The sequence below is a fragment of the Hoeflea sp. YIM 152468 genome, assembly GCF_029210485.1.
Classification (GTDB): Bacteria; Pseudomonadota; Alphaproteobacteria; order Rhizobiales; family Rhizobiaceae; genus Hoeflea.
The window spans coordinates 115,017-139,614 of the sequence record NZ_JARGET010000038.1 but is presented as its reverse complement, the minus strand read 5'-3'; the positions used below and the strand labels follow the sequence as shown (position 1 = coordinate 139,614).

Genomic DNA, 24,598 nt, shown 5'->3' with positions numbered 1-24,598 from the left:
ACTGCATGAGCCTGATCAGGAAATTTGCAAGCGTCGGCGGCGCCACCATGGCGAGCCGGGTTCTGGGCTTTGTTCGCGAGGCGATGATCGCGGCGTTTCTGGGCGCCGGACCCGTGGCTGATGCTTTCTATGCTGCCTTTCGCTTCCCCAACCTGTTTCGCCGGTTGTTTGCAGAAGGCGCCTTCAACGCCGCTTTCGTGCCGCTGTTTGCCAAGGAGATCGAAGGCGGCGGCGAGGCAGCGGCGAGGAAATTCGCCGAACAGGTGCTGGCCGTGCTGCTGCTGTCGCTGTTTGTCCTGAGTGCGCTGGCGATGATTTTCATGCCGGTTCTGGTTGCCACCGTCATTGCGCCGAGTTTTGTCGCTGACCCGGACAAGTACGATCTGACCGTGCTGCTGGCACGGATCATGTTTCCCTATCTCGCCGCGATGAGCCTGGTCGCCATGCTGGCAGGCATTCTCAATTCGCTGCGGCGCTATTTCATCGCCGCACTCGCCCCGGTCCTGCTCAATGTGGTGCTTGTCGCCGGGCTCAGTGGTGCCGGCTATTTCAGCCTGTCCGCGCCAGCCATCGGCCAAGTGCTGGGCTGGTCTGTCAGCGTGTCGGGTGGTTTGCAACTCGGTCTGCTGGTCTGGGCGCTCAAGCGCGAGAACTTCGCCATGCGTCTGACGCGGCCGAAGCTGACGCCCGCGGTCAAGCGCCTGTTGTGGCTGGCGCTGCCCGCTGCGCTCACCGGCGGCATCACCCAGATCAATCTGCTGGTCGGCCAGATCATTGCGTCGGCCCAGGATGGGGCAATCGCCATCATCAATTATGCCGACCGGCTCAATCAGCTGCCGCTCGGCGTGATCGGCATCGCCATTGGCGTCGTGCTGTTGCCGGAGCTGTCGCGGGCGCTCAGGGCCGGCGACATCAGGGAAGCCCGGCATCTGCAAAACCGCAGCCTCGAATTTGGTCTGGCGATCACGGTTCCCGCGGCCTTCGGCCTGGCGCTGTTGCCCCAGCCGATCATTGCGCTGGTTTTTGAACGCGGCGCCTTCACCCGGGAGACGACGCTCGTCACCGCTTCGGTCCTGGCAGCATTTTCGATTGGTTTGCCGGCTTTCGTGCTGACCAAGATTTTCACGCCGGTGTTTTATGCCCGCGAAGACATGCGCACGCCTTTGTGGGCCTCTGGCCTGTCGGTCGGCATCAACATCGCCGGAAGCCTCATCCTGTTCCCGCGGCTGGGGGTCATGGGCCTGGCGGTGGCCACCAGTCTGGCCGGCTGGATCTCGGCGCTTTTTCTCGGTCAGCAACTGGCCTCGCGCAACCTGTTCCGGCCCGCAGCCATTACCATTCGCAGGATCCTGCTGATCATTCTGGGCGCCGCATTGATGGGCGTGGTGCTGGGGTGGGCGGAAGCAAGTTTCCCGCATCTGCTGCTGGAGGCCGCGCTGCCGGTGCGGCTGGCCTCGGTACTGGTCACCGTCGTCGCTGGCGCAGCGGTCTATTTTGGCTTTGCCTTCGCGACCGGCGCGCTTGACCGGGCCGAATTCGCCCGCATGTTCCGGCGCCGCAGGAAGGGCTGAAGCGGCCGTTGCGGGGTGCAGGCCTCAGCCCGGGCTCTTGACCTTGGGCTGTCGCAGCCGCATAACCCCGCCCGATTTCAACGAGGATTTCCGGGCCCTCCACAAGCCCGGCGGGAGCACATCATGTCCGCCACTTTCAAGCCGCTCGTCTTCTCTGGTGTTCAGCCCACAGGCAATCTGCATCTGGGCAATTATCTCGGCGCCATCCGCAAGTTCGTGGCCCTTCAGGATCAGCATGATTGCATTTTCTGCGTTGTCGACATGCATTCGATCACGGCTCAACTGGTCCACGAGGACCTGAAGGGCCAGACCCGCTCGATCGCGGCCGCCTTCATTGCGTCCGGCATTGATCCGGCAAAGCACATTGTCTTCAATCAGTCCGCCGTACCCGGCCATGCCGAGCTTGCCTGGATCTTCAACTGTGTCGCGCGCATCGGCTGGATGAACCGCATGACCCAGTTCAAGGACAAGGCCGGCAAGGACCGGGAGAATGCATCGCTGGGCCTGCTCGCCTATCCGAGCCTGATGGCCGCCGACATTCTGCTCTATCGCGGCACCCATGTACCGGTCGGCGACGATCAGAAACAGCATCTTGAACTCGCCCGCGACATCGCGCAGAAATTCAACAATGACTTCTCCGATCGTATCGCCGCAGCCGGGTTGGGCGTCGACATGATGGTCGGTGAGGAGAAGGTTTCCGGCTATTTCCCATTGACCGAACCCTTGATCGACGGTCCGGCCCCGCGGGTGATGAGCTTGCGCGACGGTTCGAGGAAGATGTCGAAATCCGACCCGTCCGATCTCTCGCGCATCAATATGACGGATGACGCCGACACCATCGCCAAGAAGATCCGCAAGGCCAGGACTGACACCGCCCCCTTGCCCGAAACGCTTGACGAGCTTGAGGGGCGCCCCGAAGCCCAGAATCTGCTTGGCATCTACGCAGCACTGAGCGAGCGCACCCGCAAGGATGTGCTGGACGAGTTTGCCGGCCAGCAATTCTCGGTGTTCAAGCCGGCATTGGTGGAGCTTGCCGTGGAGGTCCTTGCACCCATCACCACCGAAATGAAGCGGCTGATGGACGACCCCAGCCACATCGACGCAATTCTCAGGGACGGCAGCGCCCGCGCCAATGTGCTGGCCGAAAAGACCATGACCGATGTCCGCGAGATTGTCGGCTTTCTCTGAGGAGTGCCGCGCCCAGGCCGTTTGCTTCGGACGCTACCGTACAGGCATTGGTTCGAAGAGATACAGCGTTCTTCGCGATCCGAACGGATGGGCGGTGCTTTGAGCCAGGGTGCAGGAGCTGGATTGCAGTGTCGCTGCGGGCGACGGGTTCGAGGTCAAACGGAACCTGTCCCGGGTGGAGCTTGATTGAACGCGCAGCGCGGTGGAGATCCGGCGCAAGCCTTAAAAACAGTCTTGCAGGAAAGCCCGCTCTGATGCCATTGTCCCGCCCATGGTATCAAGACGACGTTCACGCGAGGCCGGTCACCGGCGCAAATTCCTGGCGGTCATCGATGACACACCCGAGTGCGAGCGCGCCATGCGTTACGCCGGAAGGCGGGCTTTCAATACAGGCGGCAGCCTGGTTCTGGTCTATGTGATCGAGCCCGGCGACTTTCAGCATTGGTTGGGGGTCGAGGAAATCATGCGTGCCGAAGCCTTTGCGGAAGCCGAGGCACACCTTGCCAAGGCCAGCGAAAAGATGCGCCAGATCATCGGTATCGATCCGGAAACGGTGATCCGCGAGGGCAAGACCACCGAGGAAATACATGCGGCGATCGAGGAAGACCAGGATATCGCCATTCTCGTGCTTGCCGCCGGATCCGCCAAGGATGGCCCCGGACCGCTGGTGGCTTCCATCGCCGGACGCGGCGCTGCATTTCCGATCCCGGTCACTGTGATTCCGGATGCGCTTACCGATGATGAGATCGACGCCTTGAGTTAAAACCAGCGCACCGGGCGGTAAACAGGCCGCCTTTGCGTTACCAGAGTTGAACGCAGAGCCCCTTGAACCCGACGGTTTCGAGGCTTATCTTGTTTTGAAGTATTCTAAACTGGCCGGTCAGTGCACCAGGCAGGGAGACACCGAATGTTTATCCAGACCGAATCCACCCCCAATCCCGCGACGCTGAAGTTTCTTCCTGGCAAGGTCGTCATGGATCAGGGAACCGCCGATTACCGCAATGCCGAGGAAGCAGGCGAAGCTTCGCCGCTGGCGGGCAAGCTGTTTGGCATTCCCGGCGTGACGGGCGTGTTCTTCGGCTATGATTTTATCACCATCTCCAAGGATGGTCCTGAATGGCAGCACCTCAAGCCGGCTGTGCTTGGCACCATCATGGAGCATTTCATGTCCGGCGCGCCGATCATGTCTGGCGCCAATGACGGCATGCCGGTCGCCGATGAGGAGTTTTTTGAAGCCGGTGACGAGACCATCGTCGCCACAATCAAGGAGCTGCTTGAAACCCGCGTTCGTCCCGCTGTTGCCCAGGATGGCGGCGATATCACGTTTCGCGGTTTTAGCGACGGCAAGGTGTTCCTGCACATGAAGGGCGCCTGTGCTGGCTGCCCGTCCTCGACGGCAACGCTCAAGCACGGCATCCAGAATCTGCTCCAGCATTTCGTGCCGGAAGTGCGCGAAGTCGAGGCTGTCTGAAGCAATCAAGCTTTACCCCGGCTGTCGCGGTCCCTATTAACATCGGAATCAGGATGCCGTGCGCTGTTTGCGCGGCCGCTTTCAACGGATATGCCCGGTGTTGACGCTTGCCATCGACTGCTCCGCAAGGTTTTGCGCATCCGCCCTTTACCGGGCTGGCGAGGACCGGGTGTTGGCTGCCGCCAGCCCGGACATCGGCCGTGGTCATGCCGAACATCTGCCGTCCATAGTGCAGTCGGTGCTGGTGGAGGCCCAGATTGAGCTTCAGCAGGTTGACCGTATTGGCGTCACCATCGGTCCCGGCTCCTTTGCCGGCATCCGTGTCGGAGTTGCCTTTGCCCGCGGCCTTGCTCTGGCGCTTGATGTGCCGGCAATCGGCGTCGGCGCGCTTGAGGCCATCGCTGTTCCCGCCGCGCGCCAGGCGGGCAATGCCGTCATGGCGGTGCTGGATGCCCGGCGCGAGCGGGTCTGGGCCATCGTCGTTGCTGCCGACGGCGCGGTTGTCCGCGCGGGCGCCGAGCTTACGCCACAGGCCGCTGCCGCCTTGGCGCTTGAGACCGGATGCGCGATCATTGGCTCTGGAGCTTCCCAGTTGGCGGCCGTTGATCTGTCACTGCAATCCCACATCCTTGACCGCCCCGTTGCCCCGAGGATCGAGGACGTGGCGCGTCTTGCAGCCCGGCTCGATCCCGATCGAAACCCGGCTGAACCGCGGTACCTCCGCGAGGCCGACGCCAAGCCTCAAACCGGCTTTGCCGTGCCGCATCAGGCAGTGGTCTGATGGCTTTCAATCTGTTTTCCCGCCCGCCCGAAAGCCTCATTCTCGCGCTTGAGATGAACGACGCGCGCACGGCATCCCGCATTCACGGGGAAGCTTTCGCCCGTGCCTGGGGGGATGGAGAGTTCGAAAGCCTGATTTCCCAGCAATCGGTTTTCGGCTTTCTCGCCTGTCCGGAGGGCCGTGCCCGTGATGCGGCTGCCGGGTTCGTCTTGTGCCGCGAAGCTGCCGGCGAAGCAGAAATCCTGTCGATCGGGATCTCTCCGAAATTCCGGCGTGGCGGTCTGGGGTGGCGCTTGATGCGCAGCGCCATGCACGAAGCCTGGCGCCGCGGCGCGGAGGAAATATTCCTCGAAGTCGACGAAACCAACGCCGCAGCGGTTCAGATGTACCGCAAACTCGGTTTTGCTCAGGTTGGGGAACGACGAGGCTATTATGCCCGGGAAGGTTCCGCGCGCACGACAGCGCTTGTCATGCGTCGCGATCTTGGCTAGGCCGCAGGGGATCGTCAGCAAAGCCATTGCTGGCATAACCTCTCTCCACATTCACGGGCGGGGCAGGTAATGGACGAACTGAAATCTCTGGAAGACCGATGCTCGGAGCGCGGCATGCGCATGACCGAGCAGCGCCGTATCATCGCGCGTGTTCTCGATGGCGCCGATGATCATCCCGATGTCGAGGAATTGCACCGGCGCGCCGTGCTGGTGGATCCGCGCATTTCCATGTCGACGGTTTATCGGACTGTCAAGCTGTTCGAGGATATCGGCATCATAGAGCGGCACGATTTCCGCGACGGCCGCTCGCGCTATGAAGCCGTGCCCGAGGAACATCATGATCATCTCATCGATCTGCGCACCGGCGAGGTGATCGAATTCCACTCTCCCGAGATCGAGGCGCTGCAGGAACGCATTGCCCGCGAGCATGGCTTCCGGCTGGTCGACCACAGGCTCGAGCTTTACGGAATTCCGATCAAAACCGGCAAGAAATAGCATCCAATGCTTGAACTTGCCCCTCGTGAACTCTGCTGACTCGGCCATGATCGCGGCTTTGCGCATCTTTTTCATCGGAACGGTTTTCCTGATGCTGACGCTGGTGCTATTGCCGGTGCAACTGATAGCACTCGGGATGGGACATTCGCTGATGCGCCGGCTGCCGCGCTGGTGGCACACGATCATGTGCCGCAGCATCGGCCTCAAGGTGCGTGTCCGGGGATGCTTGTCGCAGGAACGGCCGCTTTTGCTGGTTTCCAACCATGTCTCCTGGAAAGACATCATGGTTCTCGGGTCGGTGGCTGATGTGGTGTTCATTGCCAAGTCCGAAGTCCGCACCTGGCCGGTGTTCGGCTGGCTGGCTCGGTTGCAGCGCTCGGTGTTTGTCGAGCGCCAGGTCCGGCGCAAGACCGGGGCGCAGATCTCCGATGTTTCGGCGCGGCTGATTGCCGGCGAAGTCGTGGTGCTGTTTGCGGAAGGCACCACATCCGACGGCAATCGGGTGATGCCGTTCAATTCCTCCCTGTTCGGCGCGGCGGCGGCTGCGTTGCCGCTGACGCCGGAAGGCAAGGTCCATATCCAGCCGGTGTCCATCGCCTATGTCGGCATTCACGGCATGGCCATGGGCCGCTACCATCGCCCGGTTGCAGGCTGGCCCGGAGACGTCGGACTGGGGAAGCATATGCTGCGCGTGATCCTAAGCGGCGCACTCGATGTCGATGTCATTTTCTCCGATCCCGTGGCCTTTGATTCGGTCGCTGACCGCAAGAAAGCCGCCCGCCTTGTCGAGGCCAGGGTGCGCAAAGGCTTCAATCAAGCCTTGCGCGGGTTGAACAAAACCTGAATGGCCATTTTCAAGCCATGTTTTTGCCGCTAAAAGCCCCAGCATGACACAAGCATTTCTCCCCCCTCAGATCACCACCGAAGCCGGATCCGGCCCGGACACCGTCGCGCAGCCGAGGAAGGTCTTCGTCAAGACCTACGGCTGCCAGATGAATGTCTATGACAGCGAGCGGATGAGCGACGCGTTGACCCGCGACGGCTATCAGGCCGTCGATTCGGTCGAGGCAGCCGATCTGATCCTGATCAACACCTGCCATATCCGCGAAAAGGCCGCCGAGAAGGTTTATTCCCAGCTCGGACGGCTGGCCAAGCTGAAAAGCCAGCGCAATGCCGCTGGCGGCGATCTGATGGTGGCGGTTGCTGGCTGTGTCGCCCAGGCCGAAGGCCAGGAGATCATCCGCCGTGCACCGGTTGTCGATGTCGTCATCGGTCCGCAGACCTATCACCGCCTGCCTGATGCCTTGGCGAGGGCACGGCAGGGCGAGAGCGTGGTGGAAACCGAGTTTCCCGCCGAAGACAAGTTTGACAACCTGCCGGCTGCACCGGAGAAGGCGATCCGCACCCGCGGTGTTGCGGCATTTCTCACCGTTCAGGAGGGATGCGACAAATTCTGCACCTTCTGTGTCGTTCCCTACACCCGTGGCGCAGAAGTTTCCCGTCCGGTGGGCCGGATCATCGAGGAAGCCGAGCGGCTGTCCGGGGCCGGTGTCCGTGAAATCACCCTGCTCGGCCAGAACGTCAATGCCTGGCACGGCAAGGGTGCCGATGGACGCGAATGGGGACTGGGCGAGCTGGTCCGCCGGCTGGCAACGATCGATGGCATTGACCGCATTCGCTACACCACCAGCCATCCACGCGACATGGACGACGCACTGATCGCGGCGCATCGCGATCTGCCCGAACTGATGCCTTATCTGCATCTTCCGGTGCAATCCGGATCAGACCGGATTCTCAAGGCGATGAACCGGCGTCATACCGCCGCAGAATACATCAGATTGGTGGAGCGGATCCGCGCCGCGCGCCCCGATATCGCGCTGTCCGGGGATTTCATTGTCGGTTTTCCCGGCGAAACCGACGAGGATTTCGAAGACACCATGCGGTTGATCCGCGAGGTCAAGTACGCTGCCGCCTACACCTTCAAATATTCAATTCGTCCAGGCACGCCGGGCGCCGACATGGACAACCAGGTCGACGAAGCGGTCAAGTCAGAACGGTTGCTGCAACTGCAGGAACTTATCAGTCAGCAGACCCGCGCGTTTGGCAAGGAGTGTGTCGGCAAGACCGTCGAGCTGCTGCTGGAGAAGCCCGGGCGCAACACTGGCCAGATTGTTGGCCGGTCGCCGTGGCTGCAACCGGTAATAGTTGATGCAAAGCTGGGCGAAATCGGTGACATTGTAACCGTGCGAATCACCCAACCCGGCACGACCAGCCTTTTCGCGGAACCAGTGGAATGATGCACCCGGGCAATAATGGAGTCAGATCGTTTGACAGCTGAGCACCTGTCCCGGACAGACGCCGCGACGCCCGCACCGGGCACGTCGGACGCGACCCACCTTGCGCTTACCTTCGAAAACAACCGTCTCGCCAGTGAGCTTTTTGGCCAGTTTGACCAGAACCTGGCGATGCTGGAGCAGAAGCTGAAAGTCGATGCACGGGCCCGTGGCAACACGGTCAGCCTGCGTGGCGACGACATCGCGATCAACCAGGCGCGCCGGGCGCTTGATTATCTGTATGACCGGTTGCTGAAGGGCGCCAGCGTCGAGAGCTCCGATGTCGAGGGCGCGATCCGCATGGCGCTGGCTGCCGACGACCAGCTTGTGTTGCCCACACTGGAACGCAAGGGCAAGATGACCCTGGCGCAGATCTCGACCCGCAAGAAAACCGTGATTGCGCGGACGCCCGCCCAGGACGCCTATATGCGCGCCATGGAACGTGCGGAACTGGTGTTTGGAGCCGGCCCTGCAGGCACCGGCAAGACCTATCTGGCGGTGGCCTACGCTGCGCATCTGCTCGAACGCGGCTCGGTCGAACGCATTATTTTGTCACGGCCGGCGGTTGAAGCCGGTGAGCGGCTGGGGTTTCTTCCCGGAGATCTCAAGGAAAAGGTCGATCCGTATCTGCGGCCACTCTACGACGCCCTGTACGACATGATGCCGGGTGATAAGGTCGAACGCGCCATCACGGCTGGCGTCATTGAAATTGCGCCGCTGGCCTTCATGCGTGGACGGACGCTGGCCAATGCTGCGGTTATCCTCGATGAGGCGCAGAATACGACACAAATGCAGATGAAGATGTTTCTCACGCGCCTGGGCGAGAACTCCCGCATGATCGTCACCGGCGATCCGAGTCAGGTCGACCTGCCGCGCGGCGTCACCTCCGGCCTTGTCGAGGCGCTGTCGATCCTTGAGGGTGTCGATGGTGTGGTCACCTGCCGTTTCGGTGAAGCCGATGTGGTGCGTCACCCGCTGGTTCAGCGGATCGTCGAGGCCTATGGCCGTCGCGATCGTTCCCCCGGGCCTGCAGAGCCCGACAGCAACGGATGAGAGACCGCCCGGCAGTCAGCCTGGCGGTATCGCTTGAGGCTGGTCAGTGGGGCGATGTCACCCGGACGGAAGCCTTGGCCGCCTCCGTTCTTGCGGCCGCAGCACAGGATCTGGCGCAGCACGAGGCCCAGCCGTTTCCTGAAGACCCGCCGGAGGTATCGCTTGTCCTGGCCGATGATGCGATGATGGCTGAGATCAACAACCAATGGCGCGATCAACCCAAGCCCACCAATGTCCTCTCGTTTCCAGCCTGTGTCCTGGCGCCTGGCGGCCAGCCCGGGCCGATGCTGGGTGACATCATTCTGGCCCGTGAAACCATAGAACGGGAAGCGATTGAACTGAACAAGCCGGTCGATGAGCATGTCTCGCACCTGATTGTGCACGGATTTCTTCATCTTTTCGGCTATGATCACAATGAAAACAAAGATGCAGAGCAAATGGAGACGATCGAGACTCGTATTTTGATCTCGCTTGGCTTATCTGACCCCTACGGCGATACTGAGCCGGTTTGACACTGAAGAGACGATGACAGAGAGCAATGCCCCGGCCCCGACCGGAGACGCAGAAAGCGCTTCGAGCGCAACTTCCACCGAAGAAGCCCATAGTTATCTTCCCGCGCTGGTGCACGGGAGTCGCGCAGACCTGCATCAGGACGAGCGCAATGGCATGGGGCTTTGGCAGCGCCTGGTACGCGCGCTGTTCCCGCCCTCGGATCGCGAATCCATCCGTGAGGACCTGAACGACGCCCTGCAGTCCGGCGGCGAACTGCATGAAGCGTTTTCAGCCGATGAGCGCGCCATGCTGCACAACATCCTGCGCTTGCGCGAGGTCCGCGTGGAGGACGTCATGGTTCCGCGTGCCGATGTCGAGGCAGTGGACCAGACCACCACGCTTGGCCGGCTGCTCGATATTTTCGAGGAATCGGGCCACTCGCGCATGCCGGTCTACGCTGAAAACCTCGATGATCCGCGCGGCATGATTCACATTCGCGATCTTCTGGCCTGGATCACCAAGCAGGCGCGCACCAAACGCAAATCCGCCGCCAAGAGCCCTGCGGCGCTGCAGAAGCGCAATTCGCTCAACACACTCGATCTCTCCCGGGTGGATCTGAGCAAAACCCTTCAGGAATCCGGCATTACCCGCAAGGTCCTGTTCGTGCCGGCATCGATGCTCGCCTCCGACCTGATGCAGCGGATGCAGGCCAATCGGATTCAGATGGCGCTGGTGATTGACGAATATGGCGGTACCGACGGTCTTGTCTCGCTCGAGGATATCGTTGAAATGGTCGTCGGCGATATTGCCGATGAACATGATGACGAAGACGAAACCCTGATCAGCAAGGTTGGCGAAGACATCTGGGTGGTTGACGCCAAGGCCGAACTGGATGATCTGGCCGAGGAAATCGGCTCGGACTTCGACATCCGCGAACAGAGCGAGGAAGTCGACACCATTGGTGGCCTGATCTTCTCCGAACTCGGCCGTGTACCGGCCCGCGGCGAAGTCGTCCAGGCATTGCCGGGCTTCGAATTCCACGTCATGGATGCGGATCCGCGCCGGGTCAAACGCGTGCGCATCATACGCAAGCGGCAGGGTCTGCGCCGCCGCCCCGGTCGCGGCGAGCCGGCTTCCAAGACGAAACCCGATGTCGACGATGTAAGTGCGGCCTGACCCCGGTTCACCGCTGATTTTGGCGGTGACACCGCGACGCAGATGCGTTTTGGCATCTCCCGGGCATCCAGCGGGTGTCCACAGGTCGCGGCAGCTCTTGAAAATGATGCATCCAGATTATCGGCCAAAGGCAGATGTTTGGACGTGCCTGCATGCGCTGACATCACCTCCGAAAGAAGAAGACGCATTGGAATCAATCGGTTCCGTCCGACCCGGCAATTCCGCTGTGGCTGGCACAACAAAAAAGCCGACGCAGATGACGGACATGAGCGTGGTTTTTTGAAAAGATGCACCAACTGATTCGTTTGGCCGGCAAGCGTCACAACAGCCGGCGGTCTTTGACGGGGGTAAGACGGATTTGGAACGAATCGCTGAATCCATCATGCTGAGCTGGGGCGGCAAGCGCATGGTCCTGGCCTTTGGGGCTGGCGCTCTTGCTGTCCTGGCGCTGCCGCCATTCAACTTCTTCGCGGTCCTGTTCGTTTCCTTCCCGGTTCTTGTCTGGCTGCTCGATGGCGCCAGCGGGTCTGCCGAGGCCGGCATTGTCGGCCGGATGCGGCCGGCTTTTGCGACCGGCTGGTGGTTCGGTTTCGGATATTTCGTTGCCGGTCTGTGGTGGCTGGGCAATGCCTTGCTGGTCGATGCGGATGGTTTCGCCTGGGCCTTGCCGCTTGCCGTGCTCGGCCTGCCGGCGCTATTGGCAATTTTTTACGGTGCCGCCACAGCCCTGGCCTGGCTGTTATGGTCGGACGGGGTGGGGCGGGTCGCAGCCCTTGCGGCTGCATTCGGGGTGACCGAGTGGGCGCGCGGATTTGTCCTCACCGGGTTTCCCTGGAATGCCATTGGCTATGCGGCCATGCCGGCGCCGCTGATGATGCAGTCGGCAGAGATTGTCGGCATATTCGGCATGTCGGCCTTGACCGTGTTCGTGTTTTCGGCGCCGGCCCTGCTCGGAACACGGCGCGGTGCGGTCGCGGGCATGGTTGCGGCGTTGCTGCTGTTCTCCCTTCACATCGGTTACGGCTGGCTGGCGCTGCATCGTATCGACAGCGCGGATCCCGCCCCGGCTCGGACCGTTGTTCGCATCGTCCAGCCGGCAATCGATCAATCTGCGAAGTGGGATATGGCCGAGCGCGAACGCATATTTGCCAGGCTGCTCCAGTTCAGCGCAGTGTCGCCGCGTGACGGCGCACCCAGACCGACCCATATTGTCTGGCCGGAAACGGCATTGCCGTTTTTGCTGACCGAAAATCCCGGCGCGTTGTCGCGCATAGCCGGAATGCTGCAGGTCGGACAGACGCTTGTCACCGGTGCGGTCCGGTTCGAAGATGGCATTGGCGGCGCGCCGCAGCGTTTCTACAACACCATCTACGTCATCGATGATGAGGGTCAGATTATCGGTTCCGCCGACAAGGCGCACCTGGTGCCTTTTGGCGAATACCTTCCGTTTGAAAGGCTGTTGCGGCGGTTTGGATTGGCGCCGGTGGCCGAGACCTTCGGCGGATTTTCCGCGGCTGATCACCGCACAACCCTGTCGCTGTCCGGCGGGCTGAATGCTGTGCCGCTGATTTGCTACGAGGCGATATTTCCCGGGCTCTCGACGCTGTCCGGGAGCCGTGGCGACTTGCTGCTCAATCTGACGAACGATGCCTGGTACGGCATGACCCCTGGCCCCTACCAGCATTTGCGGCAGGCTCAGTTGCGTGCGGTCGAAACACGTTTGCCGCTGGTCAGAGCGGCAAACAGCGGTATTTCCGCTGTCATTGATGCTGGAGGCCGGGTCGTCGGTGGCCTGCCTCTTGGCGAGGCGGGAGTTTTTGATGTGGCGCTTCCTCCAGACACTGACACTGTCTGGAGCGCGGGCAATCGACGATTTAGTTTTGGATTGATTATCGTTATACTGGCAATGATGGCGGGGTTTGCGCGCAGAAGTAAAATTCAACGCTTTGATTGACGGAAAACCCCTAAAATAGCATAGTTGTTTTCGTCAACCCAACTTCCCGTTGCGGATACGCAAACGTTACCTGGATGCTGCTGGTAATGCGAAATCTAATCACAGCGGGATGAATAAAGGAACGAGCTCTAGGCTCATATCAGGACGAACCTATGATTGAAACCAAGAAAAAGCCTAATCCAATCGACATTCATGTCGGCAGCCGGGTCCGTCTGCGGCGTACCATGCTCGGCATGAGCCAAGAGAAGCTGGGCGACGCGTTGGGCATTACTTTTCAGCAGATCCAGAAGTATGAAAAGGGCACCAATCGCGTTGGCGCCAGCCGCCTGCAGAACATCTCGACCATTCTCAATGTGCCAGTGAGCTTCTTTTTTGAAGACGCGCCAGGGGATCCGTCCACCGGACAGCCGGGGATGGCCGAAGCCAACAGCTCCAATTACGTGGTTGATTTCCTGTCTTCGTCCGAGGGTCTTCAGCTCAATCGCGCCTTTATCAAGATCGCTGACCCCAAAGTCCGGCGCAAACTGGTTGATTTGGTTAAGTCGCTGGCGGCCGAGCCTGACGTCGAATAGCCGTCTGCTGTCGCTGGCGTCTGATTGAGGGCGATCTTGCGGTTTGCAGGCATCGCCGGCCAAGGCATTTCGCGTTCGAACCTGGTCGTTTGAACGATAACGTACATGCATCTTATCAAAGTGCTGCATCGGCCTTTGTGCGTCCGAATGGATGCAGGTCGCTGGGGGCGCATTGGGCTGGCGGTGCCGCACTCTGGTGCGGTCGTGCAGCGGCACGACCGCACCAGAGTGCGCGAAGCGCCATCATGGAATCGGCACCTCGGCCAACATATCAAGATATATTTATGTCATTCTGACCTTGTCAGGGGCCTGTGTAGCCACTAAAGAGGCTTCACCAATTCAATCTGATGGAGCCTGCCATGGAGCGCTCGAATTTCCTTTTCACCAGTGAATCAGTATCCGAGGGCCATCCTGACAAGGTGTGCGACCGGATTTCTGATGAAATCGTTGATTTGGTTTATCGCGAAGCGAAAAAATCCGGCATGAATCCAGGGGATGTGCGGGTGGCCTGCGAAACGCTTGCGACCACCAACAGGGTTATTATTGCCGGTGAGGTCCGGGTGCCTCCGTCACTGGTCAAGTTGGACAAGTCGGGCAAGGAAGTCATCAATCCCGCCAAATTCAGATCTGCCGCGCGCAAGGCGATACGGTCCATCGGCTACGAGCAGGATGGCTTTCACTGGAAAACCGCCAAAATCGACGTATTGCTGCATTTTCAGTCGGCCCATATTGCGCAAGGGGTCGACAATTCCTCAGACCAGCAGGGTTCCGAAGGTGCGGGCGATCAAGGCATCATGTTCGGCTATGCCTGCCGCGAGACTCCGGACCTGATGCCGGCGCCGATTTACTATTCGCACAAGATTCTCGAGCTTCTCGCCGCCGCTCGCCACAAGGGCGAAGGCGACGTCGGCCAACTCGGCCCTGACGCCAAGAGCCAGGTTACCGTTCGCTACGTCGACGGCAAGCCCAGCGAAGTTACGGCGATCGTGCTGTCGACCCAGCATCTGGATGAAGGCTGGGATTCGGCCAAGGTGCGAACGGCTGTTGAGCCTTTCATCCGGCAGGCGCTGGGTGACCTTCCGATTGCCACAGATTGCGCGTGGCATATCAACCCGACTGGCAAGTTTGTCATCGGCGGCCCTGACGGCGATACCGGCTTGACCGGGCGCAAGATCATTGTCGATACCTATGGCGGGGCGGCACCTCACGGTGGCGGGGCTTTTTCCGGCAAGGACACCACCAAGGTCGATCGGTCGGCGGCCTATGCGGCGCGCTATCTGGCGAAAAACGCCATTGCCGCCGGCTTCGCGGAGCGCTGCACGATCCAGCTCGCCTACGCCATTGGCATTGCGCAGCCGCTGTCGATCAATGTCAATTTCCATGACACCGGAAAAGTCTCTGAAGCAGCCCTTGAAGAGGCGCTGCCCAAGGTCATGGACCTGACTCCGCGCGGCATCCGCACCCATCTCGATCTCAACAAGCCGATTTATGCGCGCACGGCAGCCTATGGCCATTTTGGCCGCAAGCCAGGCCGCGACGGCTCTTTTTCCTGGGAAAAGCTTGATCTGGTCAAGCCCCTCAAGGATGCTCTCAAGAACTGAGCCAGACCATCAAGCTTGGTGCTATAGAAATCATGACCAACGCACAAAGGCGCAGCCGGGCGACCGAGGCATTTTACGGTCGCCGCAAGGGAAAGCCTCTCAGGGCTGCGCAGGCCGAGGCGCTGGCAGCGCTACTGCCTGCGTTCAAGCTCGATCTGTCATCTCCACCACCGGACCCTCTCTCCAGTCTCTGGCAGAGTCCGGTGTCGGAGATCCGGCTCGAGATCGGCTTCGGCGGTGGCGAACATCTGCTTCATCGCGCATGCCATGCACCAGAAGTCGGGTTCATCGGCGTCGAGCCGTTCGTCAACTCCATGGCCAAGTTGCTGGCCGGGCTGGAAAGCCAGGGGCTCGAAAATATCCGGCTCTATGACGATGACGCCACGCGGGTGCTTGATTGGCTGCCCGAAGCCTGCCTCGATCGCATCGATCTGCTCTATCCCGATCCGTGGCCCAAGAAGAAGCACTGGAAGCGCCGTTTCGTCTCCCGGCTCAATCTCGACCGCTTTGCCCGTGTGCTCAAACCCGGCGGCCGCTTCGGCTTTGCCTCCGACATCGACTCCTATGTCAACTGGACGCTTGCTCACATGGCTGCACATTCGGGGTTCGACTGGACTGCCCGCAAGGCCAGCGACTGGCGCGAGCCATGGTCAGGCTGGCCCGGCACCCGCTATGAGGCCAAGGCGATCCGCGAAGGCCGCAAGCCTTGCTATCTCGAATTCGTCAGGCTCGCCTGAGACCCGCGTGTAGCGCTCACATTGAAAAGAAATTCAGCGGGAACAGACGGCCCTGTCCCGGCGCGCTGGACGGGCCAGCCGGCGCCTCCATGAAGCACTCATCTTCGAACCAGTCCCAATCGTCAATCCAGGTCCAGCAATCTGCGTCGACATAGGCCTGGGCTACCCGTTGCGCATACTCCACATCGGCGGGAAGGCGAATGAAGGGCCCCGGAGTTCGCTGGAAATAGGTCATTGCCAGGGGCAGCGAGCGCTCCGTGCAGTAGTTGGACATCCACAATTTGAATCCGATCTCTTGGCGCAGACGGTCGACGGCCCGGAAACATTGCACATGATCTTCGTGGCCGTACTCTCCCCAGGGATTATGGGTGAACACATTCATGTCTTCGCTCAGCATCGGACGAAGCCGCTCGACGATGGTGAAGAAATTGTCGTTATAGGCCTGCGCCAGCCGTGCCGCCGGCGCTGGGCTGTCAGCCGGGACCATTTTTTTCACCATCGATTTGATATCGCGCATCGTCGCCGTCGCGGTAAAGGCCAGCCCGGTTTCCGACATCTCGGGCGACGTCCAGTCGGCGCAGCCGTAAGAGCCCGCTTCGGCCAGTTCCAGCCAGGTTACGTTGTCGTGCGGCAGATTGGCTATTGCGGCCGCACGCTTGTTGCCAAGATCCGGTACAGCCCAGAAGTCGCGATAAAGGATGATCACCTGGCGGGCCTGTTGCATGATCGACGAAAACCACAAGATCTCGTCATCGGGATGGGCGGCGACGATCACCGCATTCTCGAGTAGGTCGTGTTGCTTTCTCATTGCGGTCTTTCGTTTCGCTCCGGGTCGGGGGGCGACAATTCGCGGCCGAATGACCAGTCTGAGTCAATCAGGTTTACTTATGGTTACGCGGCCGGGCGTCACTGGATTGGGGCGATGTCGCCGGTCAATCGCGCGACCGCGCGGCGCTGGAGGTGCAAAGTTGCAAGAATCGCGAAATATCTTGCCCCTGAGCTTGAAGCAGGCTATATAACGCCCAAATTCTTGATCGTTCTGAGCAAGGGTGGGCCCGCGAGGACCCGCTCTTTTTTGTTGCCAGGCGCTCAGTTGAACCATTGCAGCGTGTGTCATGCCGAAGATGACACACAAGCCACACCGCAGCACGTTTCAAATGTGCTGTATGATTCAGTCCTCAAATCGAAGCCGGTTTGCGGACTCATGCAGCAGCCAGGACCAGGGACCGATGACAGACGACACCGCAATGCCTCATGAGGAAAGACTGGTCACCGAAACCGGCGTTGACGCGCGCATTGCCGAAATTGTCGAGCCGCTGATTCAATCTCTGGACATGCGCCTTGTGCGGGTTCGCCAGTTGAGTCAGAATGGATTGACACTGCAAATCATGGCGGAACGCAACGACGGCACCATGAGCGTCGAGGACTGTGAAGCGGTTTCCCGCGCGATTTCGCCGGCGCTGGATGTCGAGGATCCTGTCGAGAAGGCCTATCATCTGGAAATCTCGTCACCCGGTATCGACCGGCCGTTGGTGCGAAAGTCCGATTTCCTGCGCTGGGAAGGCCATCTGGCCCGTTGCGATGCGTCGGTCCTGATCAATGGCAGAAAGCGTTTTCGCGGATACATCCGTGATGTGACCGAGACCGCATTTTCGGTCGAGCGCGAGCAGCCGGTCGAGGGCGAGATCAATATTGCGGTGATTCCGTTTTCGGCGCTGGCCGAGGCCAAGCTGGTGCTGACCGATGAGCTGGTTCGCGAATCGCTGCGCGCAGACAAGGCCGCAAAGGCCGCACAGGCTCTCGAGGAGCCCGCAGACGATGAAAATGAAGAAGCCGGTGACGCCGGAGAGGCCGGGGACAAGGCCTGAAACGATTTTGATGGTGCCCGCCGGGCTCAGTTGATCAGGTCCGTTTGATGGACCCAAACCAGACAAGGCCCGCCGGTTGCGAGCCGACACATGGAGACAGACATGGCAGTCAGTGCAAACAGGCTTGAGCTTCTTCAGATCGCCGATGCGGTCGCTCGCGAGAAGTCCATTGACCGCGAGATCGTGATCTCCGCGATGGCGGACGCGATCCAGAAGGCTGCGCGTTCGCGCTACGGATCGGAATCCAACATACGGGCTGACATCAACGCAAAGACCGGCGAAATCCGATTGCAGCGTCTTCTCGAGGTTGTCGAGCATGCAGAGGATTACTCGACCCAGATCCCGCTGATGCTGGCGCGTGACCGCAATCCCGATGCGCAGCTTGGCGATTTCATTGCTGATCCGCTGCCGCCGATGGATTTCGGCCGTATCGCGGCCCAGTCCGCCAAGCAGGTGATCGTGCAGAAGGTGCGGGAAGCCGAGCGCGACCAGCAGTTCGACGAGTTCAAGGATCGCATTGGCGAGATCGTCAACGGCACGGTCAAGCGCGTCGAGTACGGCAACGTCATCGTCGATCTCGGCCGTGGCGAAGGCATCATCCGGCGCGATGAAACCATCCCGCGCGAAGCCTTCCGCTATGGCGATCGGGTTCGTGCCTATGTGTATGACGTGCGCCGCGAGCAGCGCGGACCGCAGATTTTCCTCTCGCGCACCCATCCGCAGTTCATGGTCAAGCTGTTCATGATGGAAGTGCCGGAAATCTATGACGGCATCATTGAAATTCGTTCGGTCGCGCGTGATCCGGGCAGCCGCGCCAAGATTGCCGTGATCTCCAATGATTCCGCCATCGATCCGGTCGGTGCCTGCGTCGGCATGCGCGGCAGCCGTGTGCAGGCCGTCGTGGGCGAATTGCAGGGCGAGAAAATTGACATCATTCCCTGGTCACCCTCGCCGGCGAGCTTCATCGTCAACGCGCTGCAGCCGGCCGAGGTGAGCAAGGTGGTGCTCGACGAGGATGCCGAGCGCATCGAAGTCGTGGTGCCGGACGAGCAGTTGTCACTGGCCATCGGCCGTCGCGGCCAGAATGTCCGGCTTGCCTCGCAGTTGACCGGCTGGGACATCGACATCCTCACCGAGGAAGAAGAAAGCCAGCGCCGTCAGAAGGAATTCCACGAGCGCACGCAGCTGTTCATGGAAGCGCTTGATGTCGACGAAATGGTCGGCCAGGTGCTCGCCTCGGAAGGCTTCAGCCAGGTTGAGGAAGTGGCCTATGTCGAAATCGGTGAAATCACCGCGATCGAAGGCTTTGACGAGGAAACTGCAAACGAGCTTCAGACCCGTGCGAAGGAATACCTCGACAGGATCGAGGCCGAGCTGGATACCAAGCGCCAGGAGCTGGGTGTTGAGGATGAGTTGCGCTCGATCCCCGGGATCACCACCGCGATGATGGTGGCGCTCGGTGGCGACGGGATCAAGACAATCGAAGATTTCGCCGGCTGTGCCGTTGACGATCTGACCGGTTGGTCGGAGCGCAAGGATGGTGAAACCAAACGCTTTGAAGGCCTGTTTTCCAGCCTCGAGGTGACCCGGGCGGAAGCTGAGCAAATGATCTTGCAGGCACGTCTTGCGGTGGGCTGGATCTCCGAAGACGAATTGGTCGTCGAGGAGGCAGAAGGCGAAGACGAAGGCGAAGGCGAGGGCGGAGGCGAAGCTGCCGAAGGCGAGGCCGAAGCCGCTGCAGCGGAAACAGTGGTGGCGGCAGGCGACGAGCAGGCCTGAGGTCCAGCGTTGCCGGAGGCGTTGCAGTGAAGGTCAGGATCGAGCCCGTGAACGACCGGATGTGCATAGTGACCAGGGAGCGGGGTCAATCCGACGGGTTGATCCGGTTCGTGGCCGGGCCTGATGGCTCTGTTGTCCCGGATCTGCGCCTTGTCCTGCCGGGGCGGGGGTGCTGGGTGACGGCCGAGCGGGCCGCGGTTGACCTTGCGGTCAAGCGCAAGCTCTTCGGTCGGGCACTCAAGGTTGAGGTGACGGCGGATCCTGCATTGGGTGAAGTGGTCGACAGGCTGCTTTGTGACGGTTTATTCGGTATGATGAACCTGGCGCGAAAATCGGGCCAATTTGTTACCGGATCTGGTAAGGTGGATGACGCCTTGCGCTCAGGCGCTGCGGTGGCGCTGATGCATGCGACGGATGCCGCCGAGGACGGTGTGCGCAAATTGCGGCAGGCCAATACGGCCGGCGCAATGGGTGTCTATGAGGCTGAGGTGCCTGTCTTTCGGCAGTTTTCAGCCGATGAATTGGGGCTTGCTTTGGGCGATGGCGCTTTTATCCATGCCGCCGCGCTTGCAGGGCAGGCCGGTGAGGGTGTAGTGAAGCGCGCAAAGATGCTTGCGCGCTACAGAAACGGTCCCCAGGCGGGGCCGGACTGAAAACGGGCTGCCGGGCATTAAAGCCCGGGTGCGATCTATCAAGAAGCCGGCGCGCAGATCAGCGATGCGGTTTCCCGCGGAAACGGATACGGAATGAACGACAGTAACGACGACAAGACAATCAGTGTACCCGGCAAGAAGACCTTCTCGCTGAAACGCCCCGCGATCGAGCAGGGGATGGTTCGCCAGGAGATGGGCCGTGGCCGTACCAAGGCTGTGGTGGTGGAGACGCGCAAGCGCCGCATCACCCGTCCCGAGGATGAAAAGCCGGTGCCGCCGGTGACCCTCAAGCCGCGGCCGGCAGCGCCAGTTGCCGACAAGCCGGCCGATGTGCCTGCTTCTGCTGCACCAGCCGCTCCCCGCGCGCCGGCTGCCGCTGCAGCGCCGTCGACCCCGGCAAGCGCGCAAACTCCGTCGAAGCCGCAAGCTCCGGTTACCCCTCCGCGGGCTCCGGCGCCGAAGGCTCCGCCGCGCGGTGCTGTCCTCAACCAACTGTCCGCCAATGAAGTCGAAGCCCGTCGCCGCGCCTTGCAGGAAAGTCGTGTGCGGGATTTGGAAGAGCGCAAGCGTGCCGAAGAAGAGGCCGCCCGCCGCGCCATTGAGGAAGCTGAAAACGCCCGCCTCAAGGCCATAGAAGATGCGCGCCTCGCCGAGGAAGCCGAAAAGCAGGCCCTCCTGGATGCCGAGGCTGCTGCCAACGCGCCGGCCGAAGCGGTGCCGCCCACCGCCGAGGAGCCTGTGCGGGCTCGTCGTCGTGAAAGCGAAGACGAAACCCCGGCGCGCCCCAGTGGTGCGCCCCGTCCCGGTGGCCCAGCCCGTCCAGGCGCCAAGGGTGCGCGTCCTGAAGCGGCCAAGCCGGCGCGTCCCAAGGCCGAAGAAGATCGGCGCCGTGGCAAGCTGACACTGACCGCAGCACTCAATGATGACGGCAATTCGCGTGGCCGCTCCTTGTCTGCCATGCGCCGCCGTCAGGAAAAAATGCGCCGCTCGATGGCGCAGGAGCCACGCGAAAAGGTCATGCGCGAGGTGCAACTGCCGGAAACCATCACCATTCAGGAGCTTTCGCAGCGCATGGCCGAACGGTCGGTCGATGTGATCAAGTACCTGATGAAGGAAGGCCAGATGATGAAGCCTGGCGATCTCATCGATGCCGATCTGGCGGAGATCATCGCTGGCGAATTCGGTCACACCGTCCGCCGTGTTTCGGAATCCGATATCGAACTGGGCATTTTCAATGTCGAGGACAAGGGCGGCGAAACGGTCTCGCGGCCTCCGGTGGTCACCATCATGGGTCACGTCGACCACGGCAAGACCTCGTTGCTCGATGCGATCCGCGACGCCAATGTGGTTTCGGGTGAAGCCGGTGGCATCACCCAGCACATCGGTGCCTACCAGGTCGAAAAGAATGGTCAGCTGATCACCTTCATTGACACGCCTGGCCACGCTGCCTTTACCGCGATGCGTGCCCGCGGCGCCGAAGCCACCGACATCGCCATTCTGGTGGTGGCCGCTGACGACGCCGTGATGCCGCAGACAGTGGAATCGATCAATCACGCCAAGGCGGCGGGTGTTCCCATCATCGTGGCGATCAACAAGATCGACAAGCCGACCGCCGATGCACAGAAGGTTCGCACCGATCTGCTGCAGCACGAAGTGTTTGTCGAAAGCATGGGCGGCGAGGTTCTCGACGTCGAGGTGTCGGCCACCAAGCAGCTCAATCTCGACAAGCTGCTCGACGCGATCCTTCTGCAGGCTGAACTGCTGGATCTCAAGGCCAACCCCGATCGCACCGCCGAAGGCGTGGTGATCGAGGCCAAGCTGGATCGCGGCCGCGGTTCGGTCGCCACCGTGCTGGTCCAGACCGGTACGCTCCGCACGGGTGAAATCCTCGTGGCCGGCGATCAGTGGGGCCGAGTGCGCGCTCTGGTCAACGACCGTGGTGAGCAGGTCAAGGAAGCCGGCCCGGCGTTCCCCGTGGAAATTCTCGGGTTGCAGGGCACGCCGCAGGCCGGTGACCGCTTTGCGGTCGTCGAGAATGAAGCCCGCGCGCGCGAAATCGCCGATTACCGTCAGCGGCTTGCCCGTGACAAGGCGGCGGCGCGCCAGAGCGGCTCACGCGGCTCGCTCGAGCAGATGATGACACAGCTGCAGGATACCGGCAGCCAGGAATTTCCGCTGCTGGTTAAGGGCGACGTGCAGGGCTCGATCGAAGCCATTGCAAGCGCCATCGACAAGCTCGGAACCGAAGAAGTCCGGGCCCGGATCATCCATTCCGGCGCCGGAGGGATCACCGAGTCCGATATCTCGCTGGCGGAGGCTTCGGGCGCCGCTATCATCGGCTTCAACGTCCGTGCCAACAAGCAGGCACGTGATGCAGCCGAACGGGATGGCGTCGAGATCCGCTACTACAACATCATCTACGATCTGATTGATGATGTGAAGGCGGCGATGTCGGGCATGCTCTCGCCGGAGCGTCGCGAGACCTTCCTTGGCAATGCCGAAATCCTCGAGGTGTTCAACATCACCAAGGTCGGCAAGGTTGCCGGTTGCCGTGTCACCGAAGGCAAGGTTGAACGTGGTTCGGGCGTCCGCCTGATTCGTGACAACGTTGTCATCCACGAAGGCAAGCTCAAGACGCTCAAGCGTTTCAAGGACGAAGTCGCCGAAGTCCATGGAGGCCAGGAGTGCGGTATGGCCTTCGAGAATTACGAAGACATCCGCGCAGGCGATGTCATTGAGTGTTTCCGCGTCGAACACATCACGCGCACACTCTGATCGGACGAGGGCCCGGCGCTTGATGTGCCGGGCCGCTGTTCCTTTTGTGCTGCCTCCCGCGGCGGGCATCCGACTGGATGCGCAAATTGCGCTGGAGGTGTTTGAATCAATGCATGGCCGTCATTGTCCAGAACAGTGTTTTGAACGCGACATGCATTCGGGCGCTCAGGCCCGCTGACCCGGTTGGAATCTCATGAGCAAGCCATCTTCCTCGGCTCCCTCCCAGCGTATGCTGCGTGTCGGCGAGCAGGTTCGCATCGCCATCACCCAGGTGCTGCAGCGCGGCGACGTGCGCGATCCGCTGCTTGAAACCGCCGTGATTTCCGTCTCCGAAGTGCGCATGTCGCCGGATCTCAAGATCGCCACGGCCTATGTCACGCCGCTTGGCCTGAAGGACCATGACGCCGTCATCGCCGCACTGAACAAGCATTCGCGCTATCTGCGCGGCCGTGTTTCGCCGCTGATCCGGCAGCTGAAGCACATGCCGGAACTTCGCTTCCGCGATGACACCAGCTTTGACAACTACGCCAGGATCGATGCGCTGCTGCGCTCTCCCGAGGTCGCTCGCGATCTTGATCGGGCACAGGACGCGGACGAGTCGGGCGATGGTCCGGGGTCCGAAGGCGAAGGGGACGTCTGAAATGGCGCGACGGGGCAAGAAAAAAGGCCGGCCGATATCGGGCTGGCTGGTTCTCGACAAGCCGTGGGATTTCGGTTCCACGGAAGCTGTCTCCAAGGTCAAATGGCTGTTCAAGGCGGACAAGGCCGGTCATGCCGGGACCCTCGATCCGCTTGCGTCGGGCATGCTGCCGATTGCGCTGGGGGACGCCACCAAGACGGTTCCCTATGTCATGGACGGGCGCAAAGTTTACGAATTTACGGTCGCCTGGGGGCAGCAGCGCAACACCGACGATCTTGAGGGCGCCATCACCGCGCAATCCGATGATCGCCCGGACCGGGCCGCTATTGAAGCGATACTGCCTGCTTACACCGGCGTGATCGAACAGGTGCCGCCGGCCTTTTCCGCCGTCAAGATTGCTGGAGAGCGCGCCTATGATATGGCCCGCGACGGCGTGGAGGTGGAAATTCCCGCCCGCGAGGTCGAAATCCACCGGATCACCTTGGTTGGCTGCCCCGACCCGGACCATGCGGTGTTCGAGGTCGAATGCGGCAAGGGCACCTATATCCGCGCTCTGGCCCGCGATTTCGGCCGTGAGCTCGGCTGTTACGGTCATATCTCCGCGCTGCGCCGATCGATGGTCGCCCCCTTTGCCGAGGCGGCGATGGTGCCGCTTGCCGATCTGATCGCGCTTGAGGAGATCGAGGACGACGCCGAACGCCTTGCCCGGCTTGATGCCTATCTGGTGCCGCCCGGCGAGGCGCTGGGCATGTTGCCGCGCATCGATGTCAGCGAGGATCAGGCGCACCGCATCCGCATGGGCAATCCGATCATCCTGCGTGGCCGCGATGCCCCGATCGCGACCGATGATGCCTGCGCTTTTGTGCGTGGCGGGCTGCTCGCGATCGGCGAGGTGGCAGGCGGTGAATTTCGCCCCCGACGGGTCTTCAAGGGCTGACGCATGTCGCGGTCAAGTGATTTGATTTGGA

At 61.2% G+C, this 24,598-nt stretch carries 23 protein-coding genes; 22 read left to right on the top strand and 1 reads right to left on the bottom strand.

Annotated features, from left to right (window positions below):
• Positions 1 to 5 precede the first annotated feature (5 nt).
• The 16 genes from murJ to PZ897_RS18720 all read left to right on the top strand — a co-directional run bounded on the left by murJ (position 6) and on the right by PZ897_RS18720 (position 15,915).
• On the top strand, positions 6 to 1,571 hold the full coding sequence (gene murJ, locus PZ897_RS18795; RefSeq protein WP_275754285.1) for a murein biosynthesis integral membrane protein MurJ: 1,566 nt from the start codon (positions 6 to 8) through the stop codon (positions 1,569 to 1,571).
• A gap of 123 nt (positions 1,572 to 1,694) precedes the next feature.
• The gene (gene trpS, locus PZ897_RS18790; protein ID WP_275754284.1) at positions 1,695 to 2,759 is read left to right on the top strand and encodes a tryptophan--tRNA ligase; all 1,065 of its coding nucleotides are present in this window, start codon (positions 1,695 to 1,697) and stop codon (positions 2,757 to 2,759) included.
• Positions 2,760 to 3,030: 271 nt separating this feature from the next.
• Positions 3,031 to 3,522 carry a universal stress protein gene (locus PZ897_RS18785; protein WP_275754283.1) on the top strand — a complete coding sequence of 164 codons (492 nt, stop codon included), beginning with the start codon at positions 3,031 to 3,033 and terminating at the stop codon, positions 3,520 to 3,522.
• A gap of 144 nt (positions 3,523 to 3,666) precedes the next feature.
• Entirely contained in the window at positions 3,667 to 4,230 is a 564-nt protein-coding gene (locus tag PZ897_RS18780) for a NifU family protein (protein ID WP_275754282.1), read from the top strand.
• Between the two features lie 97 nt (positions 4,231 to 4,327).
• Positions 4,328 to 5,011, top strand: a complete 684-nt coding sequence (tsaB, locus tag PZ897_RS18775) for a tRNA (adenosine(37)-N6)-threonylcarbamoyltransferase complex dimerization subunit type 1 TsaB (protein ID WP_275754281.1) — start codon at positions 4,328 to 4,330, stop codon at positions 5,009 to 5,011.
• The gene (locus PZ897_RS18770) at positions 5,011 to 5,502 is read left to right on the top strand and encodes a GNAT family N-acetyltransferase (RefSeq protein ID WP_275754280.1); all 492 of its coding nucleotides are present in this window, start codon (positions 5,011 to 5,013) and stop codon (positions 5,500 to 5,502) included. Before tsaB ends, PZ897_RS18770 begins: the two co-directional genes overlap by 1 nt.
• Before the next feature lie 69 nt (positions 5,503 to 5,571).
• Entirely contained in the window at positions 5,572 to 5,997 is a 426-nt protein-coding gene (locus tag PZ897_RS18765) for a Fur family transcriptional regulator (RefSeq protein WP_275754279.1), read from the top strand.
• A gap of 25 nt (positions 5,998 to 6,022) precedes the next feature.
• Positions 6,023 to 6,841 carry a 1-acyl-sn-glycerol-3-phosphate acyltransferase gene (locus tag PZ897_RS18760; protein ID WP_343217471.1) on the top strand — a complete coding sequence of 273 codons (819 nt, stop codon included), beginning with the start codon at positions 6,023 to 6,025 and terminating at the stop codon, positions 6,839 to 6,841.
• A gap of 43 nt (positions 6,842 to 6,884) precedes the next feature.
• Positions 6,885 to 8,294, top strand: a complete 1,410-nt coding sequence (miaB, locus tag PZ897_RS18755; protein WP_275754278.1) for a tRNA (N6-isopentenyl adenosine(37)-C2)-methylthiotransferase MiaB — start codon at positions 6,885 to 6,887, stop codon at positions 8,292 to 8,294.
• A 30-nt stretch (positions 8,295 to 8,324) separates the two neighbouring features.
• Positions 8,325 to 9,383, top strand: a complete 1,059-nt coding sequence (locus PZ897_RS18750) for a PhoH family protein (protein WP_275754277.1) — start codon at positions 8,325 to 8,327, stop codon at positions 9,381 to 9,383.
• On the top strand, positions 9,380 to 9,895 hold the full coding sequence (gene ybeY, locus PZ897_RS18745) for an rRNA maturation RNase YbeY (RefSeq protein ID WP_275754276.1): 516 nt from the start codon (positions 9,380 to 9,382) through the stop codon (positions 9,893 to 9,895). The genes PZ897_RS18750 and ybeY overlap by 4 nt, the downstream gene beginning before the upstream one ends.
• Before the next feature lie 13 nt (positions 9,896 to 9,908).
• Positions 9,909 to 11,051: a hemolysin family protein gene (locus PZ897_RS18740; RefSeq protein ID WP_275754275.1), complete on the top strand. Its 1,143-nt coding sequence runs from the start codon at positions 9,909 to 9,911 to the stop codon at positions 11,049 to 11,051.
• 358 nt (positions 11,052 to 11,409) lie between these two features.
• Positions 11,410 to 13,005, top strand: a complete 1,596-nt coding sequence (lnt, locus tag PZ897_RS18735) for an apolipoprotein N-acyltransferase (RefSeq protein WP_275754273.1) — start codon at positions 11,410 to 11,412, stop codon at positions 13,003 to 13,005.
• Between the two features lie 152 nt (positions 13,006 to 13,157).
• A complete protein-coding gene (locus PZ897_RS18730; RefSeq protein WP_275754272.1) occupies positions 13,158 to 13,577 on the top strand; it encodes a helix-turn-helix domain-containing protein in 420 nt (139 codons plus the stop codon).
• A gap of 359 nt (positions 13,578 to 13,936) precedes the next feature.
• Complete coding sequence (gene metK / locus PZ897_RS18725; RefSeq protein WP_275754271.1) at positions 13,937 to 15,178, top strand: methionine adenosyltransferase; 1,242 nt, start codon at positions 13,937 to 13,939, stop codon at positions 15,176 to 15,178.
• Between the two features lie 32 nt (positions 15,179 to 15,210).
• Complete coding sequence (locus PZ897_RS18720; RefSeq protein ID WP_275754270.1) at positions 15,211 to 15,915, top strand: tRNA (guanine(46)-N(7))-methyltransferase TrmB; 705 nt, start codon at positions 15,211 to 15,213, stop codon at positions 15,913 to 15,915.
• Positions 15,916 to 15,931: 16 nt separating this feature from the next.
• On the opposite strand, the gene PZ897_RS18715 is transcribed toward PZ897_RS18720, so the two are convergent.
• Positions 15,932 to 16,723, bottom strand: a complete 792-nt coding sequence (locus PZ897_RS18715; RefSeq protein ID WP_275754269.1) for a hypothetical protein — start codon at positions 16,721 to 16,723, stop codon at positions 15,932 to 15,934.
• Positions 16,724 to 17,144: 421 nt separating this feature from the next.
• On the opposite strand from PZ897_RS18715, the gene rimP reads away from it, so the two are divergent.
• The 6 genes from rimP (at position 17,145) to truB (ending at position 24,567) form a co-directional block, all read left to right on the top strand.
• The gene (gene rimP, locus PZ897_RS18710) at positions 17,145 to 17,783 is read left to right on the top strand and encodes a ribosome maturation factor RimP (RefSeq protein WP_275754268.1); all 639 of its coding nucleotides are present in this window, start codon (positions 17,145 to 17,147) and stop codon (positions 17,781 to 17,783) included.
• A gap of 102 nt (positions 17,784 to 17,885) precedes the next feature.
• Positions 17,886 to 19,562 carry a transcription termination factor NusA gene (gene nusA / locus PZ897_RS18705; protein WP_275754267.1) on the top strand — a complete coding sequence of 559 codons (1,677 nt, stop codon included), beginning with the start codon at positions 17,886 to 17,888 and terminating at the stop codon, positions 19,560 to 19,562.
• Positions 19,559 to 20,215, top strand: coding sequence for an RNA-binding protein (locus PZ897_RS18700; RefSeq protein WP_275754576.1), 657 nt, complete (start codon positions 19,559 to 19,561; stop codon positions 20,213 to 20,215). The genes nusA and PZ897_RS18700 overlap by 4 nt, the downstream gene beginning before the upstream one ends.
• Positions 20,216 to 20,308: 93 nt before the next feature.
• A complete protein-coding gene (infB, locus tag PZ897_RS18695; RefSeq protein ID WP_275754265.1) occupies positions 20,309 to 22,990 on the top strand; it encodes a translation initiation factor IF-2 in 2,682 nt (893 codons plus the stop codon).
• A 193-nt stretch (positions 22,991 to 23,183) separates the two neighbouring features.
• Positions 23,184 to 23,630 carry a 30S ribosome-binding factor RbfA gene (rbfA, locus tag PZ897_RS18690; RefSeq protein WP_275754263.1) on the top strand — a complete coding sequence of 149 codons (447 nt, stop codon included), beginning with the start codon at positions 23,184 to 23,186 and terminating at the stop codon, positions 23,628 to 23,630.
• A 1-nt stretch (position 23,631) separates the two neighbouring features.
• The gene (gene truB / locus PZ897_RS18685) at positions 23,632 to 24,567 is read left to right on the top strand and encodes a tRNA pseudouridine(55) synthase TruB (RefSeq protein ID WP_275754261.1); all 936 of its coding nucleotides are present in this window, start codon (positions 23,632 to 23,634) and stop codon (positions 24,565 to 24,567) included.
• Positions 24,568 to 24,598: the final 31 nt, after the last annotated feature.

Excerpts from the sequence above, each read along its gene's own strand:
- metK (WP_275754271.1), top strand. The coding sequence starts at position 13,937 with ATGGAGCGCTCGAATTTCCTTTTCACCAGTGAATCAGTATCCGAGGGC.
- murJ (WP_275754285.1), top strand. The coding sequence starts at position 6 with ATGAGCCTGATCAGGAAATTTGCAAGCGTCGGCGGCGCCACCATGGCG.
- PZ897_RS18770 (WP_275754280.1), top strand. The coding sequence starts at position 5,011 with ATGGCTTTCAATCTGTTTTCCCGCCCGCCCGAAAGCCTCATTCTCGCG.
- truB (WP_275754261.1), top strand. The coding sequence starts at position 23,632 with ATGGCGCGACGGGGCAAGAAAAAAGGCCGGCCGATATCGGGCTGGCTG.
- PZ897_RS18780 (WP_275754282.1), top strand. The coding sequence starts at position 3,667 with ATGTTTATCCAGACCGAATCCACCCCCAATCCCGCGACGCTGAAGTTT.
- PZ897_RS18730 (WP_275754272.1), top strand. The coding sequence starts at position 13,158 with ATGATTGAAACCAAGAAAAAGCCTAATCCAATCGACATTCATGTCGGC.
- rimP (WP_275754268.1), top strand. The coding sequence starts at position 17,145 with ATGACAGACGACACCGCAATGCCTCATGAGGAAAGACTGGTCACCGAA.
- miaB (WP_275754278.1), top strand. The coding sequence starts at position 6,885 with ATGACACAAGCATTTCTCCCCCCTCAGATCACCACCGAAGCCGGATCC.
- nusA (WP_275754267.1), top strand. The coding sequence starts at position 17,886 with ATGGCAGTCAGTGCAAACAGGCTTGAGCTTCTTCAGATCGCCGATGCG.
- PZ897_RS18715 (WP_275754269.1), bottom strand. The coding sequence starts at position 16,723 with ATGAGAAAGCAACACGACCTACTCGAGAATGCGGTGATCGTCGCCGCC.
- ybeY (WP_275754276.1), top strand. The coding sequence starts at position 9,380 with ATGAGAGACCGCCCGGCAGTCAGCCTGGCGGTATCGCTTGAGGCTGGT.
- trpS (WP_275754284.1), top strand. The coding sequence starts at position 1,695 with ATGTCCGCCACTTTCAAGCCGCTCGTCTTCTCTGGTGTTCAGCCCACA.
- PZ897_RS18785 (WP_275754283.1), top strand. The coding sequence starts at position 3,031 with ATGGTATCAAGACGACGTTCACGCGAGGCCGGTCACCGGCGCAAATTC.
- rbfA (WP_275754263.1), top strand. The coding sequence starts at position 23,184 with ATGAGCAAGCCATCTTCCTCGGCTCCCTCCCAGCGTATGCTGCGTGTC.
- PZ897_RS18765 (WP_275754279.1), top strand. The coding sequence starts at position 5,572 with ATGGACGAACTGAAATCTCTGGAAGACCGATGCTCGGAGCGCGGCATG.
- PZ897_RS18720 (WP_275754270.1), top strand. The coding sequence starts at position 15,211 with ATGACCAACGCACAAAGGCGCAGCCGGGCGACCGAGGCATTTTACGGT.
- PZ897_RS18740 (WP_275754275.1), top strand. The coding sequence starts at position 9,909 with ATGACAGAGAGCAATGCCCCGGCCCCGACCGGAGACGCAGAAAGCGCT.
- infB (WP_275754265.1), top strand. The coding sequence starts at position 20,309 with ATGAACGACAGTAACGACGACAAGACAATCAGTGTACCCGGCAAGAAG.